A 26,735-nucleotide genomic window follows, 5' to 3' on the forward strand; every position below is an offset into this window, starting at 1 on the left:
ATCGTCATCGTACAAACAGTCAGCCTGGGAAATCAGGATGAAAAGTTATCGTTCATAAGGGGAGAATCATCATGGGCAAGATTGCACTCGCCGCGAAGGTCTCGCATGTCCCGTCCATTTACCTGAGCGAACTGGACGGCCCGCGCAAGGGCTCGCGCCAGGATGCCATCGACGGTCTCAAGGAGATTGGCCGGCGTTGCCGGGAAGCGGGCGTTGACACCATCGTGGTCTTCGACACGCACTGGCTGGTCAACGCGAGCTACCACATCAACTGCGCAGCCCATTTCAAGGGGCTGTACACCAGCAACGAACTGCCGCATTTCATCAGCAACATGGGCTTCGAGTTCCCGGGCAATCCGGAACTGGGCCGGCTGCTGGCCGAGGCAGGCAGCGATTTCGGCGTGGAGACGCTGGCGCACGATGCCACGACGCTGCACCCGGAATACGGCACGCTGGTACCCATGCGCTACATGAATGCGGACCAGCATTTCAAGGTGATCTCGGTCTCCGCGATGTGCATGGCGCATTACCTCAATGACAGCGCGCGCCTGGGCTGGGCCATGCGCCGCGCGATCGAGGAGCAGTACGACGGCACTGTTGCCATTCTGGCGAGCGGGTCGCTTTCGCACCGTTTCGCGCAGAACGGCCAGGCGCCCGACTTCGCATTCAAGATCTGGAGCCCCTTCCTGGAGCAGCTCGATCGCGAGGTCATCCGCCTGTGGCAGGCCGGCGAATGGGACACCTTCTGCGGCATGCTGCCGGAATATGCGGCCAAGGGGCATGGCGAGGGCTTCATGCACGACACCGCGATGCTGATGGGCGCGCTGGGCTGGTCGGCCTACGATGGCAAGGCGGAAGTCATCTCGCCTTATTTCGCAGCGTCGGGCACCGGGCAGATCAACGCCGTGTTCCCGGTCACGCCGCAGGACGGCAGTGCCATTCCACAGGCGCAGGCCTCGGCCGGCGTTGCGCTGGCCGGCAGGCTCTGAAGGCGATCGGAGTTACCGTGCCCCATGTAGTCATCTTCTACACCGGCAATCTCGAGCCGCACACTGACATGACGCGGCTGTGCCGAGGCATTGCCGACACCATGCTCACCATCCGCGCCGAAGACGGCAGCCAGGTATTCCCCACCGGCGGCACCCGCGTCTATGCCTATCCGGCGCCGCACCATGCGGTCTCGGACGGTGGGGCCGCCGGGGTCGCCGCGGGCGGCGATGGCGACTATGGCTTCATCTACATCAACCTGCGCATGGGCGGCGGCCGCACCGATGCGGTCAAGAAAGCCTCGGGCGATGCGATCACCGCATGTGCCAGGGAGCACCTGGCGCCGCTGTTCGCCAACCCGCGCAAGCACCTGGGCCTGACCGTGCAGGTCGATGAGGCACCGGGCCAGGTGTACGACGCCAAGCACAGCACCCTGCATCCCTTGTTTGCGAAGAAGTAATCCATCCATGTTTTCCGACGAACTCCTGAAGCAGCTCGCCCATGAGCTGGATACCAGCGAAAAATCGCGCCAGCAGATCGAGCATTTCTCCAAGCGCTTTCCCGGCATGACCGTGGAGGACGGCTACCGCGTATCGCGCGAATGGGTACGCATGCAGATCGCCGCAGGCCGCAGGGTGATCGGCCACAAGATCGGCCTGACCTCGCGCGCCATGCAGATCGCCAGCCAGATCAGCGAGCCGGACTACGGCACGCTGCTCGACTCCATGCTGTTCACCTGCGAGAGCGGCCGCACGCTCGATCTGCCCACGAACCGCTTCATCGCGCCGCGCGTGGAAGTGGAGCTGGCCTTCATCCTCAAGTCGCCGCTGATCGGCCCGGGGCTGCCGGGCGGCAAGGAGATCACGCTGGATGACGTGATCGCTGCCACCGAATACGTGACACCGGCCATCGAGATCATCGACTCGCGCATCGAACAGTTCGACCGCCATACCAAGGCCATGCGCAAGGTGTTCGACACCATCAGCGACAACGCGGCCAACGCGGGCATCGTGGTGGGTGCCAACCGGGCTGATCCCCGCTCCGTGGACTTGCCCTGGTGCGGCGCCGTACTGCGCCAGAACGGCGTGGTCGAGGAAACCGGCCTGGCCGCCGGCGTGCAAGGCCATCCGGCGATCGGCGTGGCCTGGCTCGCCAACAAGCTGGCTCCATGGGGAGAGTCGCTGCAGCCCGGTCAGATCGTGCTGGCCGGCTCCTTCACGCGCCCCGTCGCCGGCAAGTCCGGCGATGAATTCGAGGCCGACTACGGCCCGCTGGGCAAGCTGCAATTTCGCTTCGACTGAAGCACCAACCAGAGTTTTTATGCCTTTGCAACTACGCGACCCCGGTCTGCTCAAGACCCAATGCCTGATCGACGGCCAATGGCTGTCGGCGCGCGACGGCGCCGTCATCGCCGTGAACAATCCCGCCACGGGCGAACTGATTGCCAACGTGCCCAAGCTCGGCGAAGCCGAGACCCAGGCTGCCATCTCCGCCGCGGAGCGCGCCTTCTCGGAATGGAAGACCAAGACGGCCGAGCAGCGCGCGGCCGTCCTGCACATCTGGTTTGAGCTGCTGATGCAGAACCAGGAAGACCTCGCGCAGATCATGACGGCCGAGCAGGGCAAGCCCCTGGCCGAATCGCGTGGCGAGATCGCCTACGCGGCGTCCTATGTGCAATGGTTTGCCGAGGAAGCTCGTCGTGTCTATGGTTCCACCGTGCCGGCGCCATGGGGTGGCAAGAAGATCGTGGTGACGAAGGAGCCCGTGGGTGTGTGCGCGGCGATCACGCCGTGGAATTTTCCGGCAGCCATGATCACCCGCAAGGTGGCACCCGCCCTGGCGGCCGGTTGCACCATCATCGTCAAGCCCGCACAGCAGACGCCGCTGTCGGCTCTCGCCCTGGCCGAGCTCGCGCAGCGCGCGGGTGTGCCGGCAGGTGTCTTCAGCGTGCTGACGGGATCTGCGCGTGCCATTGGCGGCGTGCTGACTTCCAGCATGGCCGTGCGCAAGCTCACCTTCACGGGCTCGACCGAAGTCGGCCGCGTGCTGGCCGAGCAATGCGCGCCCACGCTCAAGAAGATGTCGCTGGAACTGGGCGGCAATGCACCCTTCATCGTGTTCGACGATGCGGACCTCGACGCCGCGGTGGAGGGGGCGATGGCCTCCAAGTACCGCAATACCGGCCAGACCTGTGTCTGCGCGAACCGGCTGCTGGTGCAGGACGGCGTGTATGACGCCTTCATGGCCAAGCTGAAGACGGCCGTGCTCGCACTCAAGGTGGGCGACGGCATGCAGGATGGTGTCACCCAGGGGCCGCTCATCGACGACGCCGCTGTCGAGAAGGTCGAGGAACTGGTGCAGGATGCCGTGAGCAAGGGCGCGCAGGTCATCACCGGAGGCAAGCGCAGCCACCTGGGTCGCAGCTTCTACGAACCCACGATCCTTGGTGGTGCAGAGACAGGCATGCGCATTGCGAAGGAGGAAGTGTTCGGCCCCGTGGCGCCGGTCTTCCGCTTCAAGACGGAAGAGGATGCCATCCGCATGGCCAACGACACGGAGTTCGGGCTGGCCGCCTACTTCTATGCGCGCGACCTTGGTCGGGTGTGGCGCGTGGGCGAGGCGCTCGAGTACGGCATGGTCGGCATCAACAGCGGCATCATCAGCACGGCGGTGGCACCATTCGGCGGCGTCAAGCAGTCCGGCATGGGCCGCGAGGGCGGGGCGGCCGGTATCGACGAATACGTCAGCACCAAGTATCTGTGCATGGGCTATTAAGATAACGGGTAGAAGACCAGGGAGTTTTGCAGAGATTCCCTGGGATTGGCTCCAAGGAGGATACGTATGCAAACCCCCACCAACCGGTTCAAGGAAGCGATTGCCCGAAAGCAGGCCCAGATCGGGTTCTGGCTCAGCCTGGGCAGTCCCTATTCAGCGGAGATCTGTGCGGGTGCCGGTTTCGACTGGCTGCTCATCGACGGCGAGCATGCCCCTAACGATACGCTGACCCTGCTGGCACAGCTGCAGGCGGTCGCGGCCTATCCGGGAGTGCACCCCATTGCGCGGGTGCCCATGGGCCATGGCGAGGTGGGCGAAATGCTCATCAAGCAGTACCTGGACCTGGGCGTGCAGACGCTGCTGGTTCCCATGGTCGACACGGCCGAGCAGGCGGCGCGCATCGTGCGTGCTTCGCGCTACCCGCAGGATGACGGCAAGGGCGGCATCCGCGGCATGGCCGGTGCACGTGCATCGGCGTGGGGCCGGCGATCCAGCTACTACCATGAGGCCAACGCGCAGGTCTGCGTGCTGGTACAGGTGGAGTCGATGGACGGGCTGCGCAATCTCGATGCGATTGCCGCGACCGAGGGCGTGGATGGCGTCTTCATCGGCCCGGCGGATCTCAGCGCCGCGATGGGACATGTGGGCAACCCGGGCCATGAGCGCGTGCAGGCCGCCATCAGCGATGCCATCGCACGCATCCAGAAGGCGGGCAAGGCCGCGGGCATCCTGACTCCGAACGAGGCACTGGCACGCAGCTATCTCGAACAGGGTTGCAGCTTCGTCGCGGTAGGACTGGACACCAGCCTGCTGGTGCAGGCCACGGGGGCGCTCGCCACGCGCTTCAAGGGAGTGCAGGCCGTGGCGCAGAGCAGCACGTATTGAACCGCACGGGTCTGGAGCCAGGGGTGGCAGGCCCTACAATCCCGTCTCCCATCTATGACCGAGTCCATGCGTTCCTTTTCGCGTTCCCTGCCGATGGCGCTTCTCAAGGCGCGCGAATCGGTGATGGTGCGTTTTCGCCCGGAGCTGCGGGCCCACGGCCTGACGGAGCAGCAGTGGCGGGTGCTGCGCGCGATGTCGGCGGCGGATGCCTGCCTGCGGCCGATGGAGATGGCGCAGATGACGTTCATCAGCGCGCCCAGCCTCTCACGCCTGCTCAAGACCCTGGAGTCCAAGGACCTGATCAAGCGGGGCCACCTTACCGATGACCTGCGCGGTTCCGAGTTCGGCCTCACGGAAACGGGTCGTGCGCTGGTGGCCGAGATCGCTCCGCATTCCGAGGCGACGTATCTGGAAATCGAGCGCCTCGTGGGTGCCGCTGAAATCGAGCAGCTCTACCTGATTCTGGAGCAGATCGAGCAGCGCCTTGGTGCGCCCACCGGCGCCGATTTCGAATAGCGGATCTCGCCCGGATTCCGTTCGGGCCACGCTAGCATGCGTCGATCTGATGCGTGTTGCGGTTCCCCAGGCCGCGCCGCAAGGTGTCCGAGGGCTTTTCGCCAAATTGCTTTCGGTAGTCGACCGCAAACTGGCTGCCGTGCCAGAACCCCCAATGGGCCGCGATGTCCTGCACACTGGCCTGTGGGGGAGCATGGCGCAGCGCACGGTGCACGCCGTTGAGGCGCAAGGTGCGCAGGTATTTGAGTGGCGAGGTTCCCAGCACGTCCTGAAAGCAGTAGTTGAGCTTTCGCCGGCTCACACCCAGGCGCTGGCATAGCGCGAGCATCGACAGGGGCTCGTCGGGGCTTTCGAGCATCATTTCACAGGCGCGATCCACGAGGCGCTTGCGGCGCTCGATGCTGGGAAGCTCCGTCAGGTCGACCACGGAAGGCAGGGCCTCCATCCACTCGATGAGCAGGTCGTCGCGCAATGACAGCAGGGCGGTTGCAGGGGTTCCGCTGGCGCTGAGTGCGCTGACCTGCCGGAGTGCCGCCAGATGCAGCTCGCGCAGCGCGGCGGCCTTGTGGGGCTCCGCATCCAGCACCAGCTTGTGCTCCAGCCAGGCTACCAGGGGCTTGTGGTACATGCGCTCCCACAGCGGAGCCAGCAGTTCCCGCTCGACCATGAGGGCCAGCAACGTGAAGGAGGGGGGCGTGCGCAGGTCGACCTCGTCGCCCTTGCCGCACATGATGCCGTGGGATCCCACCGCATGGCCGTTGAAGTACAGGCCGGTCGTCGGCTGCAGGGGCGTGGCGAAACCATAGGTGCCCAGCGCCAGCCGTCCGCGCTGGCGCGTGGCGACGTTGATGTCCTCGCGCAGCAGCGTGATTCCGGGCAGGCGCGCGCTTTGAAGCCGTCCCTCGAAGGTGCCCTCCGACAGCTGCTCGTAGTGCAACCGCCAGCCGCCCTGGGCCGCCGTGTATCCGTCGATGTCCCGCTCCATGCGGGAGTCAAGCCAGTAGGGTTCGTTCATGGTGGAGAAGTGTCGCCGCAATGCGCCGCAAGGCCTTTAGGGAATCCCTTATCAGCGGCCTGCGCAAATTCGATAACGCCCTGGTGGTGCATTGCGGGACGATAACCGTCATGTCAAACGCACTCACTCAAGACAACCTGGATACCCGGCGCGAGCAGCCCGTGGCCGACGGTTCGCTGCTGATCGGCGGACAGTGGCGGCCCGCGGCCTCCGGCCACACCCTGGACGTGTATTCCCCCATCGACGGGCGGCGCCTGTGCGGCATTGCCGATGCAGCACAGGCGGACGTGGAGCTGGCCGTGCGCAGTGCCCGCGATGCTTTCGAGCGCGGCACCTGGTCGCGCATGGCCCCGGCCGAGCGCAAGCGCATTCTGCACCGCATTGCCGACCGCATCGAGTCCCACCATGCCGAACTTGCCGTGCTGGGCGTGCGGGACAACGGCACCGAGATCGGCATGGCCTGGAAGGCGGAGCCGGGCAGCGCGGCGTCCACCTTTCGCTTCTATGCCGAATGCGTGGACAAGATCAACGGCGACATTGCGCCCACGCCGCATGGAACGCTGGGGCTGGTGCACAGGGAGCCGGTGGGCGTGGTCGGCGCGATCGTGCCCTGGAATTTCCCGCTGATGATCGGTGCGTGGAAGATCGCGCCGGCCCTGGCGGCGGGCAACTCGGTGGTGCTCAAGCCGTCGGAGGAGGCGTCGCTGTCGCTTTTGCGCCTGGCGCAACTGTGCCTGGATGCGGGGCTGCCCGAAGGCGTGCTGAACGTGGTGACGGGGCAGGGACGCACGGCGGGCGATGCGCTGGCCCGGCATCCCGACGTCGACGTGCTGACGTTCACGGGCTCCGGCCCGGTCGGGCGCCGGCTGCTGCAGGCATCGGCTGAATCCAATCTCAAGCGCGTGTACCTGGAGCTCGGCGGCAAATCGCCCAACATCGTGTTTGCCGACACTCCCGACATTGCGCGGGCCGCGGAGGTATCGGCACTGGGCTTGTTCCGCAACAGTGGCCAGGTCTGCGTAGCGGGCTCGCGGCTGCTGGTGCAGCGCCCGGTGCATGACGAATTCGTGGAGGAATTGACGCGCGTGGCGCGCAGCCTGCGCGTGGGCGATCCGCTGCGGCTTGACACCCAGGTCGGAGCGGTGAGCAATCCGGCCCAGCTGGCACGCAATCTCTCGGCGGTCGAAAAAGCGCAACAAGAAGGGGCCCGCCTGATCGCGGGAGGAGAAGCGCTGTTCCCGGTGGCGGGCGGCCACTACATGGCGCCCACGGTCTTCACCGACGTGAAGCCGGACATGGCGCTGGCGCAACAGGAGGTGTTCGGCCCCGTGCTCGCGGTGCTGCCGTTCGATGACGAAGCCGAGGCCGTGCGCATTGCCAACGACTCGGCCTACGGGCTCGCCGCCGGCGTCTGGACCTCCGACCTCTCGCGCGCCCATCGCATGGTGCGTGCGGTGAGGGCGGGCGTCGTGCACGTCAACACCTATGGCGGCTCCGATATCACCGTTCCCATGGGTGGCGTGCGCCAGTCGGGCAACGGCCATGACAAGTCGCTGCATGCCCTGGACAAATACCTCGATCTCAAGACCGCCTGGATTCAACTCTGACAACAAGCCCTGTATGACGACTCACAGCAATACCCTTCGCTCCCTCAACGCCGAGCACCTCTGGCATCCGATGGCACACCCCGGGGCCATGAAGAAGCAGCGCCCCGACATCATCACCCGTGGCAGTGGCTGCGAGGTGTGGGACATCGATGGCCACCGCATGCTCGACGGCGTGGGCGGCCTCTGGTGCAACAACCTGGGGCACAGCAACCGCGCGGTGCGCGATGCCATCGTGAACCAGCTTGACGAGCTGCCGTTCTACAACGTGTTCAGAGGCACCACGCACCCGCGCGCGATCGAGCTGTCGCACCGGTTGGTGGAGCTGCTGCAGCCGGAGGGCGTCGTCGCCATGACCTTTGGCAGCGGCGGCTCGGATGCGGTGGAGGCGGCTCTGAAGATCTCGCGTCAGTACCACAAGCTGCGCGGACAGGGCGATCGCACCAAATTCATCAGCCTGCGCCAGGGTTACCACGGTGTGCATTTCGGGGGGCCAGCGTCAACGGCAACACCAACTTCCGGCGCGCCTACGAGCCGCTGCTGCCGGGGTGCTTTCACATCGACACGCCCTGGGTCTACCGCAACCCCTACACAGACGACCCGATCCGCCTCGGCGAGATCTGTGCCGAGCTGCTCGAGCGCGAAATCGTCTTCCAGGGACCGGACACGGTGGCGGCCTTCATCGCCGAGCCGGTGCAAGGTGCGGGCGGCGTGATCGTGCCGCCTCCCAACTTCTGGCCGCTGGTGCGGCAGATCTGCGACCGCCATGGCGTGCTGCTGATCGCCGACGAGGTGGTGACGGGCTTCGGCCGCACGGGCCAGTGGTTCGGTACGCGCCTGTGGAATGTGAATGCCGACATCATGTGCCTGGCCAAGGGCATCTCGGCGGGCTACATCCCGCTGGGTGCCACCACGGTGAACCGCAAGGTGGCGGAGGTCTTCGAGGCCGACACCTCGGGCTCTGCCGCGCTCGGCCATGGCTATACCTATAGCGCCCACCCGGTGGCCGCTGCCGCAGCGCTGGCGGCGCTGGCGGAGACCGAACGCCTGGGCGTGGTGGAGAACGCTGCTTGCCAGGGCGTGCTGCTGCATGAGCGTCTCAAGCGCCTGCAGTCCCGCTCCAAGGTGATCGGCGATGTGCGCGGCATCGGCCTCATGGCGGGTATTGAGATGGTGGCCAACCAGGCTACCCGCGAGAAGCTGCCGCGCAGCAGCGATCTGCCGGCGCGCATTCACCGCGAAGCCTACGAGCGCGGGTTGATGGTGCGTGTCTCTGGCGCCAACCTCATCCTGTCGCCACCGCTTGTGATCAGCGAGGCCGAGGTGAACCGCTTGTGCGACATCCTCGAGGCATCGTTCGCCGCGGTCGAGGCCACGCTGTGATGCCTCGGATCCTGCTTATCGGCACCGCAGATACCAAAAGCGCCGAGCTGCTCTATCTGCGGGAGCGGATCGCTGCGGCTGGTGGCGTGGCGAGGGTGATGGACGTGGGCGTGATGGCGCCCGCCGATTTCACCCCCGACATCGACCATGCCCAGGTGGCGTGCGCGGGGGGGACGGACATCTCTGCTCTGCGCATCTGCGGTGACGAGAATACGGCCATGGTGGCGATGGCGCAGGGCGCCGTAGCGATCGTACGGGAGCAATACCGCCAGGGACGGATGGACGGCGTGTTGATTCTCGGCGGCAGCATGGGCACCGACCTGGCGCTGGACGTGGCGGCGGCGCTGCCGCTCGGCGTTCCCAAGGTGGTGCTCTCCACCATTGCGCACTCGCATCTGATCGCACCCGAGCGCATCACGCCGGACCTCACGATGATGCTCTGGACGGGCGGGCTCTACGGCCTGAGCAGCCTGAGCCGGGCCACGCTGTCGCAAGCCGCCGGTGCGGTGGTGGGGGCATGCAGGGTGGCCGAGCCGCCGCGCTTCGAGCGCCCGCTCATCGGCATGACGTCGTTCGGCAAGACGTGCCTGCGCTATATGGTGCCGCTCAAGCCGGCGCTGGAGGCGCGGGGCTATGAGGTGGCCGTGTTCCACACCACGGGCATGGGCGGGCGTGCCTTCGAGAGCCTGGCGGAGCAGCGCGCCTTTGCGGCGGTGTTTGACTTCAGCCTGCAGGAAATCGGCAACCACCTGGGCGGCAGCTGCGTCTCGGCCGGCCCCGACCGCCTGCGCGCAGCGGGCCGCACAGGTGTGCCGCAGATCGTTGCGCCCGGAGCCATCGATCTCATCGATTTTCCGGCCTGGGGTGCGGTGCCCGCAGGCTTCGAGGGCCGGCCAAGCCACGAGCACAACCGCCTCATTGCCTCGGCCACGCTGGATGGCCCGGCGCGGCGATTGGTCGCCGGAGAGATCGCCGCCCGCCTGGCGGAGGCAGTAGGCCCCACGCAATTGTTGCTGCCGCTGGGCGGCGTCCATGCCTGGGATCTGCCCGGCGAGCCACTGCACGACGCCCCCGCGCTGGTGGCAATGCTGGACGCGCTGCAGACGCGCGCCGAAGCACTTGGCGTGCCCTGTCGCACCGTGCCCGCGCACATCAACGATGCGGCCTTCATCGAGGCCGCGCTGGACGTATTCGATACCTGGGTGGCGCAGGGCCTGGTGCCGACAGGCCGGCCGGCCATGTGGGAGAAGGCCGCATGAATTCAGAGAAGCAACAAGACACCATGACATCCAAGGCACTGGTACTGGACTTTGGCGGCGTGATCAGCCGCACCCTGTTTGAAACCCACCGGCTGTCGGAGCGCGCCCTCGGGCTGCCTCCCGGCACGCTGCAGTGGCTGGGTCCGTTCGGTCCGGACACCGATCCGCTGTGGTGCGACATGCAGGCCGACCGGATCACCGAGCGCGAGTATTGGCTGCATCGCACCCGGGAGGTGGGCAGTCTGCTGGGCGAGCAATGGGACCGCATGGAGACCCTGGTCAAGCGCGCGCGCGGGGCGGACGTGGAAGCCGTGATCCGGCCCGAAGCCGTGCAGGCCATCGCACAGGCTCGCGCGCAGGGCGTGCGGCTGGGCGTTCTCTCCAACGAGCTGGATCTGTTCTATGGCGCGGATTTCCGCAACCGCCTGCCGCTGCTGGATCAGTTCGAGGTCATCGTCGATGCCACCTATACCGGGGTGCTCAAGCCGGCCCCCGAGGCGTATGAGCAGGTGGCGCGCGAGCTGGGCGTGGCGGTGTCGGACTGCGTGTTTGTCGACGACCAGGCCCGCAACGTGGCAGGCGCGCAGCGGGCCGGCATGCAGGCCGTGGCGTTTGACGTTCAGGCCCCCGCCAGGTCGTTTGCCGAGGCCCTGCAGGCCCTGGGCATGCAGTGAAGCTGAAAAAAAAGCCAGAACAAGAGTACGAGTAAGCAAGAGTCAGTTGGGTCCCCAGAATCATCCATCAACAAAGTGAGACAAACATGAGCGCGATTCCATCCACCTCGGTGCCCGCCGAGGGCTCCACGTCGCTGCGCACCAATGCGCTGGGCGTGGGCTTCATCATCTTCTTCGTCGTTTCGGCGGCCAGTCCCTTGAGTGCGCTGGCGGGCGGCTTTCCCATCGGCATCATGCTGGGCAACGGCGCGGGCACACCGGCGCTGCTGCTTGCGGTGCTGGCATTGCTGCTGATGTTCTCGGTGGGCTACACCACCATGGCACGCTACCTCACCAACGCCGGGGGCTTCTATGCCTTTGCGTCACGCGGGCTGGGTGGCGTGGTGGGCGGAGCGGCGGGCGTGCTGGCGATGTTCGCCTACAACATGATGCAAGTGGGCCTGAACGGTCTGTTTGGCGGCGTGGTGGCCGGCACCATGGCCGAGACCTTCGGTATCAACGCGCCGTGGTGGGTCTACTCGCTGCTGGCGATGTTCAGCATCGCGGTGCTGGGTTATCGCAAGATCGATCTCTCGGCGCGGCTGCTGTCGGTCGTGGTGATCGCCGAATACCTGGTGGTGCTGGTACTGGACGTCGCGATTCTGCGCACGGGCGGTGATTCCGGCATCAACTTCGACGCCTTCAAGGTGTCGAACATCCTCAGCGGAACGCCGTCCATCGGCCTGCTGTTCTGTTTTGCGGCCTTCATCGGTTTTGAAGCGACGACGATCTACGGAGAGGAAGCCAAGGATCCCGAGCGCGCCATTCCGCTGGCCACTTATGCGTCGATTCTCCTGGTGGGGGCGTTCTACGCATTTTCTATCTGGGCCTTCATCGTGGGCGCGGGCTCGGGCAAGATCGTTCCTGCCTTGCAGGCGCTGCAGGATCCGACGACCTTCGTCTACGGCTTGTCCGACCACTATGTGGGACCGCAGCTCACGACGGCGATCCGCGTGCTGTTCATGGTGAGTATCTACGCCGGCCTGCTGGCCTTCCATAACTCCGCCGCGCGCTACTTCTATGCCATCGGCCGCGATGGCTTGCTCTACCGCTCACTGGGCACCACGCATCGCGTGCATCAGAGTCCGCACCTGGGCTCGGCGCTGCAAAGCCTGATCGCCGCCGTGGTGATCGTGATCTTCGCGGCGCTGGGAGCCGACCCCATCCTGCACCTGTTCTCCTGGCTCACCAATCTGGCCTGCCTGTGCGTGATGCTGCTGATGGCGTTGACCTCGATTGCGGTGGTGAGCTACTTCCTGGGTCGCCGCGACCTGCAACTCAGCATGTGGCGCGTGGCGATCCTGCCGATGGCGTCCAGCGTTGCGCTGACGTGCGTGCTGTGCATCGCGATCGTGAATTTCGACGTGCTGACCGGGGCCAGCAAGACGCTCTCTTACCTGTTGTGCGCCGTGATTCCGTTGGCGATCGCGATTGGCGTGGCACTGGCCCTGCGACTGCGCAAAGCGGCGCCGCACCGTTTCGCCGCCCTGGGAAGCCATAACCACAAGCTTTGAAGCAGCGTGCATCCCATCATTCATTCCAAGAAAAAAGAGACATCGCCATCATGCAATTCTTCAAACCACTTTTCTCCTTGACCGTATGGGCCGCAGCCTGCGCGCTGGCGGCGCCTGCCGCTGCCTCTGAGCTCTACAAAGAGGGCAATGACCTGCTGAATGCCGACGTCACCGCGGTGTTCGGCGCCATGCACAGCCGCTACAACTACGATGGCCGGCCGGGCGGTACCAGTTGGCGCGAGGGCTTTGTGAAATACGGTCTGAGCGGGCAGACCGGCAGGCTGGGTTCGGGCAGCGCCGGTACGGTCTATGGCGGCCTTGCCTTCGTCAGCTCCGGCACTTGGGGCAACGGAGATGCCGGAGGCATGACCAACGGCAGCGAACGCCGCACCAGCATCGAGGATGCTTTTCTGGGCTGGCGTTCGGCGGATCTGTTTCCGACGCTGGGCAAGGATGGTCTGGACGTTTCCGCAGGGCGTCAGGTGGTCAAGGTCGGACGGGGCTTTCTCATCAACGATGACGGTCTCAACGCGGGTAACGCCCTGGGTGGTGGCGGCCTGAGCCGAGGTGGTGCCTACTATATTGCCGCCCGTCACTCCTTCGCGAACACTGCCGTGCTGCGGCTTGGCGGGCAGGAGGGACTGCATGGCAGCGCCATGTGGCTCAAGTCCGATAACCGCGCGCAAGCCAGGACCGAAATGGGCGTGGGCACGCTGGAGTACACCGCTGCGCCCGGCACGCTGGGCCTGACCTATATCCACGGGATCGATGTCGATGCGCGCTATGCCGATCCGGCGCGCAGCCTGCGCAAGGGCATGGACATGTACAGCCTGCGGGGCGAGGGCAACGCTGGTATCGAGAATGCGGATTTCGCGTTCGAGTTCGCGCGCCAGCGCAAGGACACGGGCACCGACACGGCCTGGTATGCGCAGGCGGGCTATGAGTTCGCCGATCTGCCCTGGAAGCCCAAGCTGACCTACCGCTACGTCCGCTACGGCAAGAACTGGGATTCGTTCTTCACGGGCGGCTACATGGGCTGGTTGCAGGGTGAGGTGGCCGGCAACTATGCCGGCCCCTTCAATACCAACACGCGCAGCCACCATGTGGCATTGACCGTGAAGCCGACCGAGACGCTGACCCTGGGCGCGCTGTTCTTCGACTTCAGGACGCTGCACGACCGCGCGGCACTGAACCTCGACGGCCGGGAACTCGACCTCTACGCCGAGTGGGCGGTGAACGAGCACCTGATCATCTCGCCCCTGGTCGGCCTCTACAAGCCGGCCGCCTGGGCCGCCAACGGCGGCCTGCAGAGCGGCAAGGGGCGCAATGTGTACGCACAGGTGCTGTTCATCATGCCGTTCTGACGCCAGGGCGCGAGCGGCAAGCAGGTAGAGGTTACTTGCTGTGCTCGATGGTCCGCACGTGTCCGGCCACATCCGAGGCCGTCACGTTGCCGGGCTGGCCGCCCCAGGTCTGGCGCATGTAGTTCACCAGATCGGCCATTTCCTCATCACCCAGCTTGTCGGCAAAGCCGGGCATGGTCTGCATGCGCTCGCCATGGGCCAGGTCGCGCTCCTCGACGCCTTCGCGGATCACGCGAATCAGGTTGATCGGCGTGGGGAACATGGCGGTCGTGTTGGTGCTCATGGGCACCGACGAGTGCGGCTGGCCTTCGCCCTGGACGCCATGGCAGCCGGCGCACAGGCCCACGTACAGGTTCTCGCCTTTCACGTTGACCTGCGTTTGCGGTGCCTTGGGTTGGAGGCCGGGCATGTCCTGGTTCTGTGTCAGGTACGCCGCCATGGCGCGCAGATCGGCCTCCGGCATGTGCGACGTGGAGTGATCCAGCACGGAGGCCATGCGGAAGGTCATCACGCCCTGTGGCGAGAGGCCTGTGCGGAAGAACTTGACCAGGTCATCGCGGGTCCAGCCACGTTCGCCCAGGGCGCCGGGTGTCAGCGCGGGGGCATACGAGCCCTCGATGGTGTTGCCTTCAAGGTAGCGCGAGGTGTCCATCGCGAAGGTCACCTTGGTGCGCGGGCTATGGCATTCCGCGCAATGGCCCAGCGTATCCACCAGGTAGCGGCCACGCGCGAGTTCGTTCACGGTGTAGTCGAACTCCTTCGCGGCAGGGCGGTTGACCACGTTCCACAATGCCACGGCAGGGCGGATGTTGAAGGGGAACTGCATCTCGCCCGGCTTGTTGGCCACCTCGACGGGGCGCTGCTTCATGAGCCAGGCCCACAGCGCATCGCTGTCGCCGCGCGTGATCTGGTGATAGCTCGCATACGGCATGGCAGGGTAGAGGACCTTGCGGCCCGGGGCGATGCCCGTGGCGACCGCTCGGTACAGGTCGTCCGCACTCCAGTTGCCGATGCCGTGTTCCTTCGACGGCGAGATGTTGGTGCCGTAGAGCGTGCCCATGGGGGTCACCATGGGTACGCCGCCGGCCAGCTCCGCGCCGGTTTGCGGCGAGCTGTGGCAGGCCGCGCAGTCGCCTGCGCGGAACACCTGTTCGCCGCGCTTGTAGAGCACGTCGTATTCCTGCGGGCCGAGCTTGGCGAAGTCCACCGAGGCAGGCGGGATGTCGCCGCTCGAGCTGCCGGCAAGATACAGTCCTGCCGCCACTGCCACACCCACGACGGCGACGGCCCCGAGGCCCTTGATCCATTTGGATTTCCCGTTCGCCTTAGCCATTGTTCGCAACCTCCTTGGTGCGCTTGCCCGTGGTGAGGCCCGGCGTCTTCAGGATCACGTCGCGCACGGCGCTGTAGTAGCGCACGTAGCCTGTGCAACGGCAGACATGGGGCTCGAGTTGCTGTTCGATGGCCTTCTCCACGTCGTCGGCAGGCACGGGGTTCTTTTCCAGCTTTTCCATGAGCACGGTGGCCGAGTTCACGAAGCCCGGCGTGCAGTAGCCGCACTGGAAGGAGTAGTGCTCAAGGAATGCCTTCTGCACCGGAGAGGGATGCACGACGCCCTTGTCGTCCACCGAGGCGATACCTTCTACGGTGCGGATGGTCTTGCCGTTCAGCCAGGTCACGCCGGTGACGCAGGCGGGCACGGTGATGGAGCCCTTGCCCGGCTCGTCCACGATGATGGTGCAGGCGCGGCAGACGCCCTGGCCGCAGCCCAGGCGGGTGCCGTTCATGCCCGCGTATTCCTGCAGGAACTCGATCATCATCAAGTCCTTGGGAACGTCCACGGGGCCGATTTTTTTACGATTGATGGTGGCGCTGAATTGAATACGGTCCTGCATCACAGTACCTCTCTGATTTTTTCCGGGGTGACGGGGGTGGCATGGAAACGCTTGCCGGTGGCGTTGGCTACGGCGTTGACGCAGGCGGCGACGACAGGAATCATCACCACTTCGGCCATGCCCTTTGGCGGGTCGGTGCGGGAGAGCGGCGGCAGCACATGGCCTTCGGCCTGCCACACGGCCACTTCGCTGGCACGCGGCACGTGGTAGCGGCTCAGGCCCCACTTGCCGTTGCCGGGACCGGTCTCGTCACGCGGAAGGTCTTCGTAGAGTGCGTGACCGATGCCCATCGCCACGCCGCCCTGCAACTGCCCGGAGACCAGTTCCGGCACGATCTGCGTGCCGCATTCGAGCCAGGTCTTGTGCGAGAGGATCTGCACCTTGCCGGTGCCGCTGGAGACCGCCACCTCCATCATCGTGGCGCAGGGGGCGTAGTACACCGTGCCGGCGTTGTTGCGCTGCACCGGCGGGTAGTCGACCTTGTCGCGCGCGATGAAGGCGTAGCCGCCATGCTTCATGCTCGACTTGCGGGCCTGGCTGGCACCCTGGCCGTACCGGACCGACAGTGCATCCACGAAAGCCTGGAACTTCTTGCCGTCGACGGTGAAGTCGGCCTTGGCCCAGGCCCAGCGGTTGAAGGCATGCACGCACACGCCGGTCACCATGCCCAGCTCGTGGGCGCGGGCGGCCAGGCGCTCCAGGCTCAGGGGCTCGAGGCCCTCGGCCACGAGCATGCGGTCGCGCCATTCCAGCATGTCCTCGGTGACGGCGCTGGGCAGCCATTGGCCGCCGCCGGACTTGCCGGCCCAGATGGACTGCGCTGCCGGCCAGAGGCACAGCTTGAGCAGCAGCTGCGCAGCCTGCTGCGTCGCATGCCGGAAATAGTAGGCCGAGTTCGAGGCCGACACGGGCGACACGAGGCGCGGCACCCAGTACGGGTCGCGGGCCAGTTCGTCTTCCTTGGCCTGCGGCGTGGTGTAGGGCTCGTCCTTGCTGTGCAGGGGCATGTTGTCCCACTGGTTGACGGCAAAGTCCACGTCGTCGGCCGGGCGGCCGAGGAAGGGCTCCACCGCCACGAGCTGCGCCGTCGTGCTGCCGGTGCCGATCTCGGTGGCGATGTGACGCATCTTGATGCGGCCTTCGGGCGTGATCTCGAGTTGCGCGATGGAGGCTTCCGCACCCGTGCCGAAGTCCTTCTGCACGGCACCAAAGCCCACGCCATGGAGCATGCCGGGATTGGCGGACTCGTACGCGGCCTTGCGCTTGGCACGGTCGGTCCACATCGGATCCTTGGCGGCGATGTCGAGGATCTCTCCAATGCGCAGGTGGCCCGAGGGCGATGCACCCTGCGTGTTCTTCATGCCGCTCTTGAGCACGTTGCGCTTGCGCAGCTCGATGGCATCCATCCCGATTTCCTGGGCGATCTCGTCGACCAGCATCTCGGTGTAGGCCATGGATTGCACGGTGCCGTAGCCGCGCATGGAGCCCGATGTCACGCCGACCGAGGGATTCACCTCGACCGACAGGTCGCTTTCGGGGAAGTAGTAGATCGACTGCGCCGCGGTCACGGCCACTGTGCCCACCGAAGGGCTGAAATTGGTCACGCCGCCACCGTCGCCCACCATGTGGCAGGTGAGTGCATGGAAGCGCCCTTCCTTGTCCACCGAGATCGCCGTCTCCACGTCGAAGGGATGGCGCTTGAGCGCGAACTGGAAATGCTTCCAGCGATCGAGCGCGAGGCGCACCGGGCGGCCTTGCGCATACAGCGACGCGAGCGCAACGTAGAACGGGAACGGATGGTGTTCCTTCTGGCCGTAGCCCACGGTGTAGGCGCTGATGTAGTCCAGCTTGCTGAGTGGCAGGCGGCTGTCCTTGAGCATGTGCATGACGTGCTCGGCGGTGCCGTAGGGCGCTTGTGCGGCGGCCACCATGTGCAGCTCGCCGCTGGCCTTGTCGTACCACGCAAGGCCGTTCTCCATCTCCATCGACATGTGCTCGATGGACTGGCTGTAGTACTTGCGCGCGAAGGTGGTGAGGCCGTCCTTGGGTTGCTTCATCTCGGCCTGGATGCGGGCGGACTCGCCCATCAGCGCGCCGAACGCCGGGTGGCGCTCGTCGGGCCAGTGCACGCCCTTGTCGTCCAGCTGCGGCCAGACGATGGTGTTCTTCATCGGGGAGAAGCGATCCTCGTCATAGGCATCCTCGCCCTGGACGCGCACGAAGCGCGCGGCCACGTAGGGCGCGCGGGGAGGCTGCGCCGCCTCTGCACCGAAGCGGAAGATGTCGTCGTTGAAGCGCAGGCGCTTGTTAGCGACGCGAAACTTCTCGTAGTCATGCCAGATGGCCACGGCCACGGGATGGCCGAGCATCGGTGAGACCTGGCCTTTTTTCACGAAGAAGTCGCCGTAGAAGCCGGGCTCGGGCATGCCGACCTTGTCCGCCAGGATGCTCTCGGCATCGATCAGCACGTCGGGCTGGTATTCATCCCCCAGGACGGAGAGATCCAGCCCTTCATAGATGCGGTCGGCGCGCGGGACATGGATGGTCAGCGCGTGGGACTGCTGCTCGGGCCAGCCCTTCATGTCCCTGGCGCGCAGGTCGATCGTGAAGACCTTCTGCCCGGTGACCTTGGCCAGGCCGTCGCGGCGATAGTTCAGCTTGTTGCCGGTGACCCATTGGGTCTCCTGGCCGGCTGCCGGCTCGATCAACTCCGCAAGCGCATCTTTGATGGGGCGTACGCTTGCAATCACGCCCAGTGCGGCGGCAGCCTTGAGCAGGCTGCGCCGATTCAAGTCCAGTTTGGACATGGTTCAACTCCTCGCTGCAATGCGCACACGAGACAGCAGGAGCTGGCGTGGTCACATCGCTAGATGACTGGTGTTCCCGGGCAGGGTGGACGCGAAATCCGGGGGCCCGAGAGTCAAAAAGCAGGTGATAACCACCGGTGTCGCCGCAGGTGCCTTCACCCGCAGATCAACAGCCCGGTCGTCCGCCACGCTTCGGTCTATTACAAGACTCAGAGGCGCGGATTATAGGAACAGGTTTTTCAATGCGTGTGGCTTCTGAATAAACGCTGGCTATTTACTCGGAAAATCGAAATGCGCGTTCCAGGACGGGCGCTTCGGTCGCTCCGGCAGGCTGAGCAAGCTCGTTGCAGTTCCCGTCGCTGCTGGCATGCCTCGCCGTTGCGCGAACCCGACAAGGGATGCGGCGAACGGGCCGCGGGGAAGGGGTGATCCCTGTTTGAGCTTGTTTTTATTGATGAATGTATTTCAATAGACTACGATAAAAACGGCAGCCGGGCTGCAACCCCGGCCCACCCGATGGAAGAGGCGGTGATACGCCCCGGATTTGCAGCGCAGTACATGCCGACAAGGAGAACCTGAATGCACATGCTCTTGGTAATGGTGGCGGGAATGCTTCTGCTGGCGGTATTCGCCTTGTTTGGAAAGCTCTGGGGGGCCGATGCGCTTGGCATCGCCTTGGGTGCCCGATGGTTTCTTATCGCATGGCTGGGCGTTGTCCTGGCCAACATGTGGGTGGGTGTCAGCAAGGCGGGCTATACCGTGGCACAGGAGCTCCCCATTCTGCTGGCCAACTTCGCCGTGCCGGCGGCGCTGGCGCTGGGGTTGATCTGGTGGCTGGGCAGGACGCAATGAGGTGCCCGGCACCCTCGAGCAAGGTTGCCCGCTGCTGAATGGTGAACGACGACCAGTGCCTGGCACCGGGCAAGTGACCTGTCCCTGAAGCGTGCAGCCTGACGCTGCGCTCCGCGCGCACCACGGATTACCGGATTTCAGGGATAGGCTCGCGCCTGGGCTTGGCATACGATGGCGGCCCATGACCGCCTCGAATACCACGCGCATGCCGTCTTGGGCGGATGCCCTGACGCACACTTTCCACATGATGAAGAAACACCTCCGACATGCCGAAGGCGAGTGCATGGCGCCGGCATGGAGGATTACCGGGTGAGATGCTGGCGGCTTTTCTGGATAGGACTGCTGTGGGCACTCTCCGCCGGCGCGGCCCTGGCCGCGCTGGACGCGCCGCCCGGCTGCGAGCCGCGCATCGTATCCGTGCAGGCCGCGCGTGCGGCACCCGATGCCCCGGAGCTGCGGCCCGTCGAAGGCTGGGTGGACGTGACGGTGCCCGACGTATGGACGCGGCGCTGGCCGGACTGGAGCGGGTCGGTGTGGTATCGCATCGACTGGATTCGAGGCGCCGCCGCGGGATGCGCCGCCGCCGATGTTCCGGTGGCGCTGGGCATCGATGGCGTGAGCGTGACGGGTGAGGTGTTCAGCAACAGCGACCTGCTCTGGCGCGATGTCTCGCTGGTGGAGCCGCTGTCGCGCAGCTGGAACGTGCCGCGATGGTGGGTGCTGTCCTCTTCGGGGCTGAAGAATGGCGCCAACTCCGTGTGGGTGCGAGCCGTGGGGCCTGCAGGCCTGTCTCCCGGTCTGGGTGCGGTGCGTGTGGGCGACACGCGCTGGGTCGCTGGGGAATACGGTAGTGCGCAGTGGCGCCAGCGCACGGTGTACTTCATCAATGCGGTGCTGTGCGCGATGGCCGCCGTGCTGTTCCTGCTGGTGTGGGCACTCAACCGGCGTGGCCGTTTCCAGGACCAGAGCGGACAGGCGCCGGCCTATGGCTGGTTCGGCTTGATGGCGCTGTGCTGGCTGGCCTATCTTTCGACCTACCTGGCCTTGACTCCGTGGCCCTGGCCCGATTCGCTGACCCGCAGCCGCTTCAGCCTGATCGCATTGATCGGCTATGCGCTGTGCGTGTGCAAGTTCACCTTCCGCTTCGGCGGGCAGGATCTGCCGCGCGTGGAAAAGGCTCTCCATGTGCTGGCTGTCGTGGGAGTGGCGGCCCTGATACTGCCGTCACCCGACGCGGTGATTCCCTGGCTCGACAGGGTGTGGCAGGCAACGATGATGGTCATCCTGGCCAATGGCGTGCAGTTCCAATGGCATGCCTGGCGCCCACGGTCGGGTAGCCGCCGGATGTCGCACGTGCTGTTGGCGCTGTGCTGGCTGGTGTTCGTGCTCGTCGGAGTGGCCACGCTGTTCTCCGTGGTGGATCGCTGGCAGGTGGCGCGGTACTGGGCTGCGCTGTCCGGCCTGTCGGTCATCGGACTGGTGATGCTGTTGCTGGGGGCGCAGCTGGTGCGGCAGATGCGCCGCATGGAACACTTCAATCTCACCCTGGCCGAGCGCGTGAATGACGCGCGCACCGAACTCGCCCAGGCGCTGGCCCGCGAACATGCGAGGGCACTGGAGAATGCCAAGCTGCAGGAGCGCATGCAGATCGCCCATGACCTGCACGACGGCCTGGGTGGCAGCCTGGTGCGTGGCATGGCCCTGGTGGAGCAGGCCAGCGAGGCCTTGCCGAACGAGCGGGTGCTGTCGCTGTTCAAGACCCTGCGCGATGACCTGCGCCAGGTGATCGACTACGGATCGAGTGCCGGAGCGAACGTGCCGGAGACGCCGGTCCAGTGGGCCGCGCCGCTGCGTCACCGCTATACCCGCATTCTTGACGAGCTGGACGTGGCTTCGGAGTGGCGCATTGCGCCGACCTGGCTCGGGCCATACCGTCCGAGCGCCCTGCAGTGCCTGGGCCTCACACGGCTGGTCGAGGAGGCGCTGTCCAACGTGATCAAGCACAGTCGGGCCCATCGCCTGTGCGTGATGGTGGACGTGCGTACTGAAGAGGCGCAGCAGCGCGGTGTCCTGGAGGTACGCATCGAGGACGATGGCACCGGCTTCGATGTGGCGGCCGTGCAGCGGGCCGGGCTGTCGGTGGGCATGCGCAGCATGGCGGCGCGTGCCGACCGCATGGGCGCCGTGCTCGATATCGTCTCTGGACCGCATGGCACGGCAGTCAGCGCCATCCTGACCCTGTCCAGGGCCGCCCCGGACGCCAGATGAAGAACGTGCGAGGGGAGGGCTCTCCCGTTATATTCCAGACCTTTGCCGACGAGGCGCAAGTGAACGTTCTGATCAAGCTGGCCGCAATCATCGGCCTCGCGTGCATCCAGCCAGGCATCCATGCGGCGGAGTACAAGACCTCTCTCGAGCACAGGAAATGCACCAACGCCGTCATTCCAGGAGAGACGGAGGGCGAGTTCTTCGCGGCCTGTGACATGGCGGAGCTCAAGCGCCAGGATGTCCTATTGAATGAACGCTACAACCGGCTGCGGAGCATGCTCGCCAAGGAGCAGGTTCCCATCCTGATCAAGGGCCAGAAGGCGTGGCTCAGGCAGCGTGAGGACTGGTGCCAGTTCGAAAGAACACTTTCCGGCAGCAGTCCGGCGCAGAACTATGCAGGATGCATCCTGGAGTCGACGCTCCGCCAGATCGAGACACTCGAACTCTCCATTCAGCGCGTGGAGTGATCTCCTGGCCGGGCGCCGGTGTGGCGGGGCCAAGCGGGTGAGGGCATGAGGGGCTAGACCCCGGCAGCCTCGAAGATTCTGCGAAGGACCTGCGCAGGCAGGAACCTCACGCCACGCCGCTTCAGCTCGCGCCTGTAGAGGCGTCCCCTCTCAATGAAATTGATCTGTGGCTTCATCTGTTGCCGGAAGTTTGGGCGGCGCGCGAGGGCGCCGTGCTGCAGGCCATCATACTAGCCTACGCTGGCGCTCCGGGGAAAGAAGTCGCACAAGCTACTTCCGGTCTTGCACCTTGGAGTCCTCGCTCTTGGCGTCCTCCATCGCTTCGGGCTCGAGTTTTTCTGCAGAGGTGTTCAGGTGGATGAAGACTCCCCAGCCCGACAGCAGGAGCCCGACGGCTCCGATCAGCGCGGATGCGTTGAGCATCAGGTCCGTATCCTGGGAGGCCTTGAAGGTCGTTATCAGGGCTTCGACCGCGAGGGCGATCACCAGCACGACGAGGAAGCGGGAGAGAAAGCGCCGCACGCGCGTCGGGCCGCTGATGTGTGTATCGCGCATGACCTCTTCCTCCAGGATGGTCTGTGCAATCTGCAGGGCGACGACACTTGCCGCGAGAATGCCCAGTGCTTCGACCACCTTGAACATTTCATCGTGACCGAGTCCGTTCTGGAACGCCTCCCACCCCTTGGCTCCGGCAATCCAGAGCAGGCCCAGGGCGCAGAGCGTGAACATGGTCGCCATCAGGCAATGCACAGCGACGAAGACAGCATGTGCAAATTTCATACGAATATCCGGCAGTTGGACAGCCCCGCATTTTTTCAGCGCATGCGTCCTGTCCCCTGTAGGAGAGCTCCCCGCAGTCGTGCCGGGGCCGCGCGCCGTCAGGAGGGCTGAGGTTGCTGCACAGGTGCCGGCCGCGCGGGGTCTTCACGCTTGCGGCGTGCTATGCGGGTGCTCCAGCGCAGCTTGCCCTTTTTCTGCATTCCGGAACTCAGGCTGACGACCAGGTATTGGTGCGATGGTGCGTTGCGCGCATCTTCCGACAGCTGTTCCCGTGCTTCCAGTGAAAACTCATCCGACCTCAGGCGTTGATCGGAGGTGAGCAGTTCGGAATGCACGCGCACCTCTATGCACGCGCATCCGTGGAAGTGATGCCAGCTGCCGCTGCCGAAGAAGAACAAGGTACAGGGCTGGCGGCATATGGGGCAGTGTGATTCTTTGGGATCCCTCATGTGGGAATGATGCCACTTGATATGTGTCAATTCACAATTCAAACGCTCATGTTGACATTCAATATGACGACTTTCCGCCTGCCGGGAGCCGTGGACTCCGCTGGTCGCGACACCGCCACGTCATTCGGGAGGGACTACATGTGCCGGACACGGGGAGGCCGTGAACCGGATGATTCCTGACACTCCGCCGGAAGCGAGGGGCGCAAACTGAACGCAAGCGACAACGTACGTACCGGACGCGATGCAGCCATCGGCCGAGATGGTGACTTTCCCCCTCTCAAGGAGCGATCATGAATCAGCATAAATCCCAACAGCCACACCAGCAGCAACAGCCACAGCAACAACAGAATCCCAACCAGAAGCAGCACGATCAGCAGCAGGACAAGCGGGATCAGCAGCAACAGCACAACCCCGGACAGAAGCAGCCGGGCCAGGCGGGTCAACAGCAAACCGGCCAGCACCGCTAAGGATGGATCGAAGGCGGCAGCTTCCGGGAAGATGGAGGTCGCAATGAAGCAACTTCTCAGCCTGGGGCAGTCCAAGCGGCGGACGTATGTGCCTCTCCAGATGGGCCAGCCCATCACGGACAGGAACTACAGTCAGTTGCAGACCAAGGCCAATCAGCGGCAGGTGGGCCAACCGCTGCCGCCGGTCCAGCCGCATTGAACCAACACGGGGCCCCACGGCAACGCCGTCGGGGCCTTTCTGCGGTGCGACAGCCGGCGTAGGTTCGGCTTTTCGTTCAGCACGATTCGCTTCGGACTGCTCCCGGCGAGGGGCCGAATCCTACAAGGTCGCATGAGGTTTCCTGCCTAACATGCTTGCTGCTTAACGCGGTGGCATGACATCAGAAGGAGACTCGAAATTTATGATTCAAATAGGCATAGTGGACGACCATGCGATCGTGAGGGCCAGCCTGAAACAGTATCTGGCCGAGCACGTGGACTTTCGCGTGGCGGGCGAGGCGCTCAATGTGTGCGAGGCGGTCGAGATGGTGCGGAACCAGCATTTGGATGTGCTGGTGTTGGACCTGACACTGCCAGACGGCAGCGGCGTTGACGCAATCACACGGATCCAGGAGGTGGCGCCGGACATTGCCATCCTCATTTTCACCGGTTATCCGGAAGAGCAATTCGCAGTCAACGTCCTGAGGAAGGGCGTTCGCGGCTACCTCAACAAGGATTGTCCTCCTCATGAAATCGCCGAGGCCATACGAAAGATTGCGCTCAACGGCCGTTACCTGACCGACAAGGTGGCCGAGTTGCTCGCGCAGAACGTGAGTCGCAAGTCCGATGCCCCTGCTCACGAGCTGCTGTCGGGGCGCGAATATCAGGTGTTTCTCAAGCTGGCGCGCGGCGATACGGCGGGCCAGATTGCCGGGGGCCTGGGATTGAGTGTCAAGACCGTGAGCACCTACCGTACACGTCTGCTGGAGAAGATGGGACTGGCTTCCAACAGCGATCTCACGTACTACGCGATGAAGAACGGCATCTTGAACTGACGGATACCTGGTGGCGCAGCGGCGCCCTGGACAGGCCTCCTTGCCGGAATCACCATTCCAACTGCTCCATGAATGCAATGAACGCTTCCGATTCCAGTGTTGATATCGTGCTCCACACGATCAGTCGAGAACTCTCGGATGTCCAGGACCTGGAGCAGGCGACCAAGGTCGTGTTCAGGCTGCTGCTGGCTGCGCTGCTCGGAGGCCTGCTGGGATTCGAGCGCGAAACCAGCGGCAAGTCCGCAGGGCTGCGTACGCACATGCTTGTGGCCATGGGCGCCTCCATGTTTCTGACCATTGCGCAACTGACAGGCGTCAGCGCAGCCGAATCGAGCAGGGTCATCCAGGGGGTGATCGCGGGCGTGGGCTTCCTGGGCGCGGGCGCAATCCTGAAGTCTTCCAGGCATGGGGAAGAGGACGTCAAGGGACTGACCACTGCCGCGGGTATCTGGTTCACGGCTGCCATTGGTGTGGCAGTGGGGGTAGGGGAAGAGACCACCGCCATTTTCTGCACGGTGCTGGCACTCACCGTCCTGGCTGTCGTGCCCTGGCTTACTCGTAGCCGCCGCTAGCCATTCGGGTCTTCGCCAATGTGCGTGGCGATGAGTCCGAGGTTGGTGATGGAAAGTATGGTGGCTTTCTGGATGGAGTCGCCGGGCTCCGAAATGTCGGCCTCGATCAGGCCCGAAGCACGCAATATCCGGACCTTGTCCACCTTGGCAGCATCCGTCAGCACCACGGGCAGATCCAGGTTTCTGATTTCCTTCAAAAGCTCGATCGGCAATGTGTTCTCCCGGCTTGTTGGGTTCGTACGGTCTCCTTGTTGAATGTTAACCTAATGTAAACGGCTTTGTCGAATGGCCATCCAACGCCTCAAGCCAACCAGCGTTTGCGGCGCTTGTAGCTCTTGATGTCTCGGAAGCTCTTGCGCTGCTCCCCGCCCACCCCGAGGTAGAACTCCTTGACATCTTCGTTGTTGCGCAGGTCCTGGGCCTTTCCGTCCAAGACCACGCGGCCGCTCTCCAGGATATAGCCGTAGTCCGCATACTTGAGCGCCATGCCGGTGTTCTGCTCGGCGATGAGGAAACTGACTTTCTCCTTGTGGTTCAGGTCCCTCACGATTCCGAATACCTCCTCCACGATCTGGGGCGCGAGTCCCATGGAGGGCTCGTCGAGCAGCACGATGCCGGGGTTGGTCATCAACGCCCGGCCGATCGCGCACATTTGCTGCTCGCCGCCGGATGTATAGGCGGCCTGAGAGGTGCGCCGTGTTTTCAGCCGGGGAAAGTAGGCATAGACCTTTTCCAGGTTTCTTGCGATCTCGGCCTTGTCGCTGCGGGTGTAGCAGCCTGTCAGCAGGTTTTCCTCTATCGTCAGGTGTGCAAAACAATGCCTTCCTTCCATGACCTGCACCACCCCGCGCCGTACCAGCTCGGCCGGGGACAGGCTGTCGATCCGCTCGTTGCGCAGCTCGATACTGCCCTTGGTGACCTCTCCTCGCTCGCCCTTGAGAAGATTCGATATCGCGCGCAGCGTGGTGGTCTTGCCCGCGCCGTTTCCACCCAGCAGGGCTGCTACCTGACCTTCGGCCAGGGTCAGCGAGACCCCCTTGAGCACCAGGATGACATGGTTGTAGATGACCTCAATGCCGTTGACATTCAAAACCGTGTTCGTCATGTGATGTGATCTTCCATGGGGGAA

General features: G+C 64.6%; 26 protein-coding genes and 1 pseudogene. 19 read left to right on the plus strand and 8 right to left on the minus strand.

What is annotated here, in order from left to right; all coding sequences use genetic code 11:
• The first annotated feature begins 71 nt into the window (after positions 1-71).
• The 6 genes from hpaD (at position 72) to hpaR (ending at position 5,163) form a co-directional block, all read left to right on the plus strand.
• A complete protein-coding gene (gene hpaD, locus H9K76_RS08050) occupies positions 72-989 on the plus strand; it encodes a 3,4-dihydroxyphenylacetate 2,3-dioxygenase (protein WP_187599394.1) in 918 nt (305 codons plus the stop codon).
• Between the two features lie 17 nt (positions 990-1,006).
• Positions 1,007-1,447, plus strand: a complete 441-nt coding sequence (locus tag H9K76_RS08055; RefSeq protein WP_187599396.1) for a 5-carboxymethyl-2-hydroxymuconate isomerase — start codon at positions 1,007-1,009, stop codon at positions 1,445-1,447.
• Positions 1,448-1,454: 7 nt separating this feature from the next.
• Complete coding sequence (gene hpaH, locus H9K76_RS08060; protein WP_187599398.1) at positions 1,455-2,288, plus strand: 2-oxo-hept-4-ene-1,7-dioate hydratase; 834 nt, start codon at positions 1,455-1,457, stop codon at positions 2,286-2,288.
• A gap of 19 nt (positions 2,289-2,307) precedes the next feature.
• Positions 2,308-3,762 (plus strand): NAD-dependent succinate-semialdehyde dehydrogenase, encoded by a 1,455-nt coding sequence (locus H9K76_RS08065; RefSeq protein ID WP_187599400.1) that lies wholly within the window; start codon positions 2,308-2,310, stop codon positions 3,760-3,762.
• 66 nt (positions 3,763-3,828) lie between these two features.
• A complete protein-coding gene (locus H9K76_RS08070; RefSeq protein WP_187599402.1) occupies positions 3,829-4,647 on the plus strand; it encodes an aldolase/citrate lyase family protein in 819 nt (272 codons plus the stop codon).
• Between the two features lie 66 nt (positions 4,648-4,713).
• Positions 4,714-5,163, plus strand: coding sequence for a homoprotocatechuate degradation operon regulator HpaR (gene hpaR, locus H9K76_RS08075; protein ID WP_246475383.1), 450 nt, complete (start codon positions 4,714-4,716; stop codon positions 5,161-5,163).
• A 31-nt stretch (positions 5,164-5,194) separates the two neighbouring features.
• Here the strand turns inward: hpaR and H9K76_RS08080 are convergent, their stop codons facing one another.
• A complete protein-coding gene (locus H9K76_RS08080) occupies positions 5,195-6,178 on the minus strand; it encodes a helix-turn-helix domain-containing protein (RefSeq protein ID WP_187599405.1) in 984 nt (327 codons plus the stop codon).
• A gap of 110 nt (positions 6,179-6,288) precedes the next feature.
• Here H9K76_RS08080 and H9K76_RS08085 point away from each other — a divergent pair, with 110 nt between their 5' ends.
• From H9K76_RS08085 to H9K76_RS08110, 6 genes and pseudogenes are all read left to right on the plus strand, one after another.
• Positions 6,289-7,785, plus strand: a complete 1,497-nt coding sequence (locus H9K76_RS08085) for an aldehyde dehydrogenase (protein ID WP_187599406.1) — start codon at positions 6,289-6,291, stop codon at positions 7,783-7,785.
• Between the two features lie 13 nt (positions 7,786-7,798).
• A pseudogene (locus H9K76_RS08090) lies at positions 7,799-9,165 on the plus strand (aminotransferase class III-fold pyridoxal phosphate-dependent enzyme).
• A complete protein-coding gene (locus tag H9K76_RS08095; protein ID WP_187599408.1) occupies positions 9,165-10,424 on the plus strand; it encodes a Tm-1-like ATP-binding domain-containing protein in 1,260 nt (419 codons plus the stop codon). Before H9K76_RS08090 ends, H9K76_RS08095 begins: the two are co-directional and overlap by 1 nt.
• Entirely contained in the window at positions 10,421-11,098 is a 678-nt protein-coding gene (locus H9K76_RS08100) for an HAD-IA family hydrolase (protein WP_246475384.1), read from the plus strand. The genes H9K76_RS08095 and H9K76_RS08100 overlap by 4 nt, the downstream gene beginning before the upstream one ends.
• 86 nt (positions 11,099-11,184) lie before the next feature.
• Positions 11,185-12,651 (plus strand): APC family permease, encoded by a 1,467-nt coding sequence (locus H9K76_RS08105; protein WP_187599410.1) that lies wholly within the window; start codon positions 11,185-11,187, stop codon positions 12,649-12,651.
• A gap of 50 nt (positions 12,652-12,701) precedes the next feature.
• The gene (locus H9K76_RS08110; RefSeq protein ID WP_187599412.1) at positions 12,702-14,015 is read left to right on the plus strand and encodes an alginate export family protein; all 1,314 of its coding nucleotides are present in this window, start codon (positions 12,702-12,704) and stop codon (positions 14,013-14,015) included.
• Between the two features lie 31 nt (positions 14,016-14,046).
• On the opposite strand, the gene H9K76_RS08115 is transcribed toward H9K76_RS08110, so the two are convergent.
• From H9K76_RS08115 to H9K76_RS08125, 3 genes are read right to left on the minus strand one after another with little or no spacing between them, the layout of a single operon-like run.
• The gene (locus tag H9K76_RS08115) at positions 14,047-15,348 is read right to left on the minus strand and encodes a cytochrome c (RefSeq protein WP_187599414.1); all 1,302 of its coding nucleotides are present in this window, start codon (positions 15,346-15,348) and stop codon (positions 14,047-14,049) included.
• Complete coding sequence (locus tag H9K76_RS08120) at positions 15,341-15,910, minus strand: (2Fe-2S)-binding protein (RefSeq protein ID WP_187599416.1); 570 nt, start codon at positions 15,908-15,910, stop codon at positions 15,341-15,343. The genes H9K76_RS08115 and H9K76_RS08120 overlap by 8 nt, the downstream gene beginning before the upstream one ends.
• The gene (locus H9K76_RS08125; RefSeq protein WP_187599417.1) at positions 15,910-18,717 is read right to left on the minus strand and encodes a xanthine dehydrogenase family protein molybdopterin-binding subunit; all 2,808 of its coding nucleotides are present in this window, start codon (positions 18,715-18,717) and stop codon (positions 15,910-15,912) included. Before H9K76_RS08125 ends, H9K76_RS08120 begins: the two co-directional genes overlap by 1 nt.
• Before the next feature lie 579 nt (positions 18,718-19,296).
• On the opposite strand from H9K76_RS08125, the gene H9K76_RS08130 reads away from it, so the two are divergent.
• The 3 genes from H9K76_RS08130 (at position 19,297) to H9K76_RS08140 (ending at position 22,304) form a co-directional block, all read left to right on the plus strand.
• Positions 19,297-19,569 carry a hypothetical protein gene (locus H9K76_RS08130; protein WP_187599419.1) on the plus strand — a complete coding sequence of 91 codons (273 nt, stop codon included), beginning with the start codon at positions 19,297-19,299 and terminating at the stop codon, positions 19,567-19,569.
• A 309-nt stretch (positions 19,570-19,878) separates the two neighbouring features.
• On the plus strand, positions 19,879-21,837 hold the full coding sequence (locus tag H9K76_RS08135; RefSeq protein WP_246475386.1) for a sensor histidine kinase: 1,959 nt from the start codon (positions 19,879-19,881) through the stop codon (positions 21,835-21,837).
• On the plus strand, positions 21,834-22,304 hold the full coding sequence (locus H9K76_RS08140; protein ID WP_187599421.1) for a lysozyme inhibitor LprI family protein: 471 nt from the start codon (positions 21,834-21,836) through the stop codon (positions 22,302-22,304). Before H9K76_RS08135 ends, H9K76_RS08140 begins: the two co-directional genes overlap by 4 nt.
• A gap of 270 nt (positions 22,305-22,574) precedes the next feature.
• Here the strand turns inward: H9K76_RS08140 and H9K76_RS08145 are convergent, their stop codons facing one another.
• Both H9K76_RS08145 and H9K76_RS08150 read right to left on the minus strand, forming a co-directional pair.
• Positions 22,575-23,084 carry a hypothetical protein gene (locus tag H9K76_RS08145; protein WP_187599423.1) on the minus strand — a complete coding sequence of 170 codons (510 nt, stop codon included), beginning with the start codon at positions 23,082-23,084 and terminating at the stop codon, positions 22,575-22,577.
• Between the two features lie 98 nt (positions 23,085-23,182).
• Positions 23,183-23,419 carry a hypothetical protein gene (locus H9K76_RS08150; RefSeq protein WP_187599425.1) on the minus strand — a complete coding sequence of 79 codons (237 nt, stop codon included), beginning with the start codon at positions 23,417-23,419 and terminating at the stop codon, positions 23,183-23,185.
• 404 nt (positions 23,420-23,823) lie between these two features.
• Here H9K76_RS08150 and H9K76_RS08155 point away from each other — a divergent pair, with 404 nt between their 5' ends.
• The 4 genes from H9K76_RS08155 to H9K76_RS08170 all read left to right on the plus strand — a co-directional run bounded on the left by H9K76_RS08155 (position 23,824) and on the right by H9K76_RS08170 (position 25,606).
• The gene (locus H9K76_RS08155; RefSeq protein ID WP_187599427.1) at positions 23,824-24,000 is read left to right on the plus strand and encodes a hypothetical protein; all 177 of its coding nucleotides are present in this window, start codon (positions 23,824-23,826) and stop codon (positions 23,998-24,000) included.
• A 43-nt stretch (positions 24,001-24,043) separates the two neighbouring features.
• Positions 24,044-24,199: a hypothetical protein gene (locus H9K76_RS08160; protein WP_187599428.1), complete on the plus strand. Its 156-nt coding sequence runs from the start codon at positions 24,044-24,046 to the stop codon at positions 24,197-24,199.
• A gap of 202 nt (positions 24,200-24,401) precedes the next feature.
• Positions 24,402-25,034, plus strand: a complete 633-nt coding sequence (locus tag H9K76_RS08165; RefSeq protein ID WP_187600525.1) for a response regulator — start codon at positions 24,402-24,404, stop codon at positions 25,032-25,034.
• A 77-nt stretch (positions 25,035-25,111) separates the two neighbouring features.
• Positions 25,112-25,606: an MgtC/SapB family protein gene (locus H9K76_RS08170; RefSeq protein WP_187599429.1), complete on the plus strand. Its 495-nt coding sequence runs from the start codon at positions 25,112-25,114 to the stop codon at positions 25,604-25,606.
• On the opposite strand, the gene H9K76_RS08175 is transcribed toward H9K76_RS08170, so the two are convergent.
• Positions 25,603-25,803, minus strand: a complete 201-nt coding sequence (locus H9K76_RS08175) for a hypothetical protein (RefSeq protein WP_187599431.1) — start codon at positions 25,801-25,803, stop codon at positions 25,603-25,605. The genes H9K76_RS08170 and H9K76_RS08175 overlap by 4 nt on opposite strands.
• 104 nt (positions 25,804-25,907) lie before the next feature.
• On the minus strand, positions 25,908-26,711 hold the full coding sequence (locus H9K76_RS08180) for an ABC transporter ATP-binding protein (protein ID WP_187599433.1): 804 nt from the start codon (positions 26,709-26,711) through the stop codon (positions 25,908-25,910).
• Positions 26,712-26,735 lie beyond the last annotated feature (24 nt).

Origin of the sequence: Diaphorobacter ruginosibacter (genome assembly GCF_014395975.1) — a bacterium.
Classification (GTDB): Bacteria; Pseudomonadota; Gammaproteobacteria; order Burkholderiales; family Burkholderiaceae_C; genus Diaphorobacter_A; species Diaphorobacter_A ruginosibacter.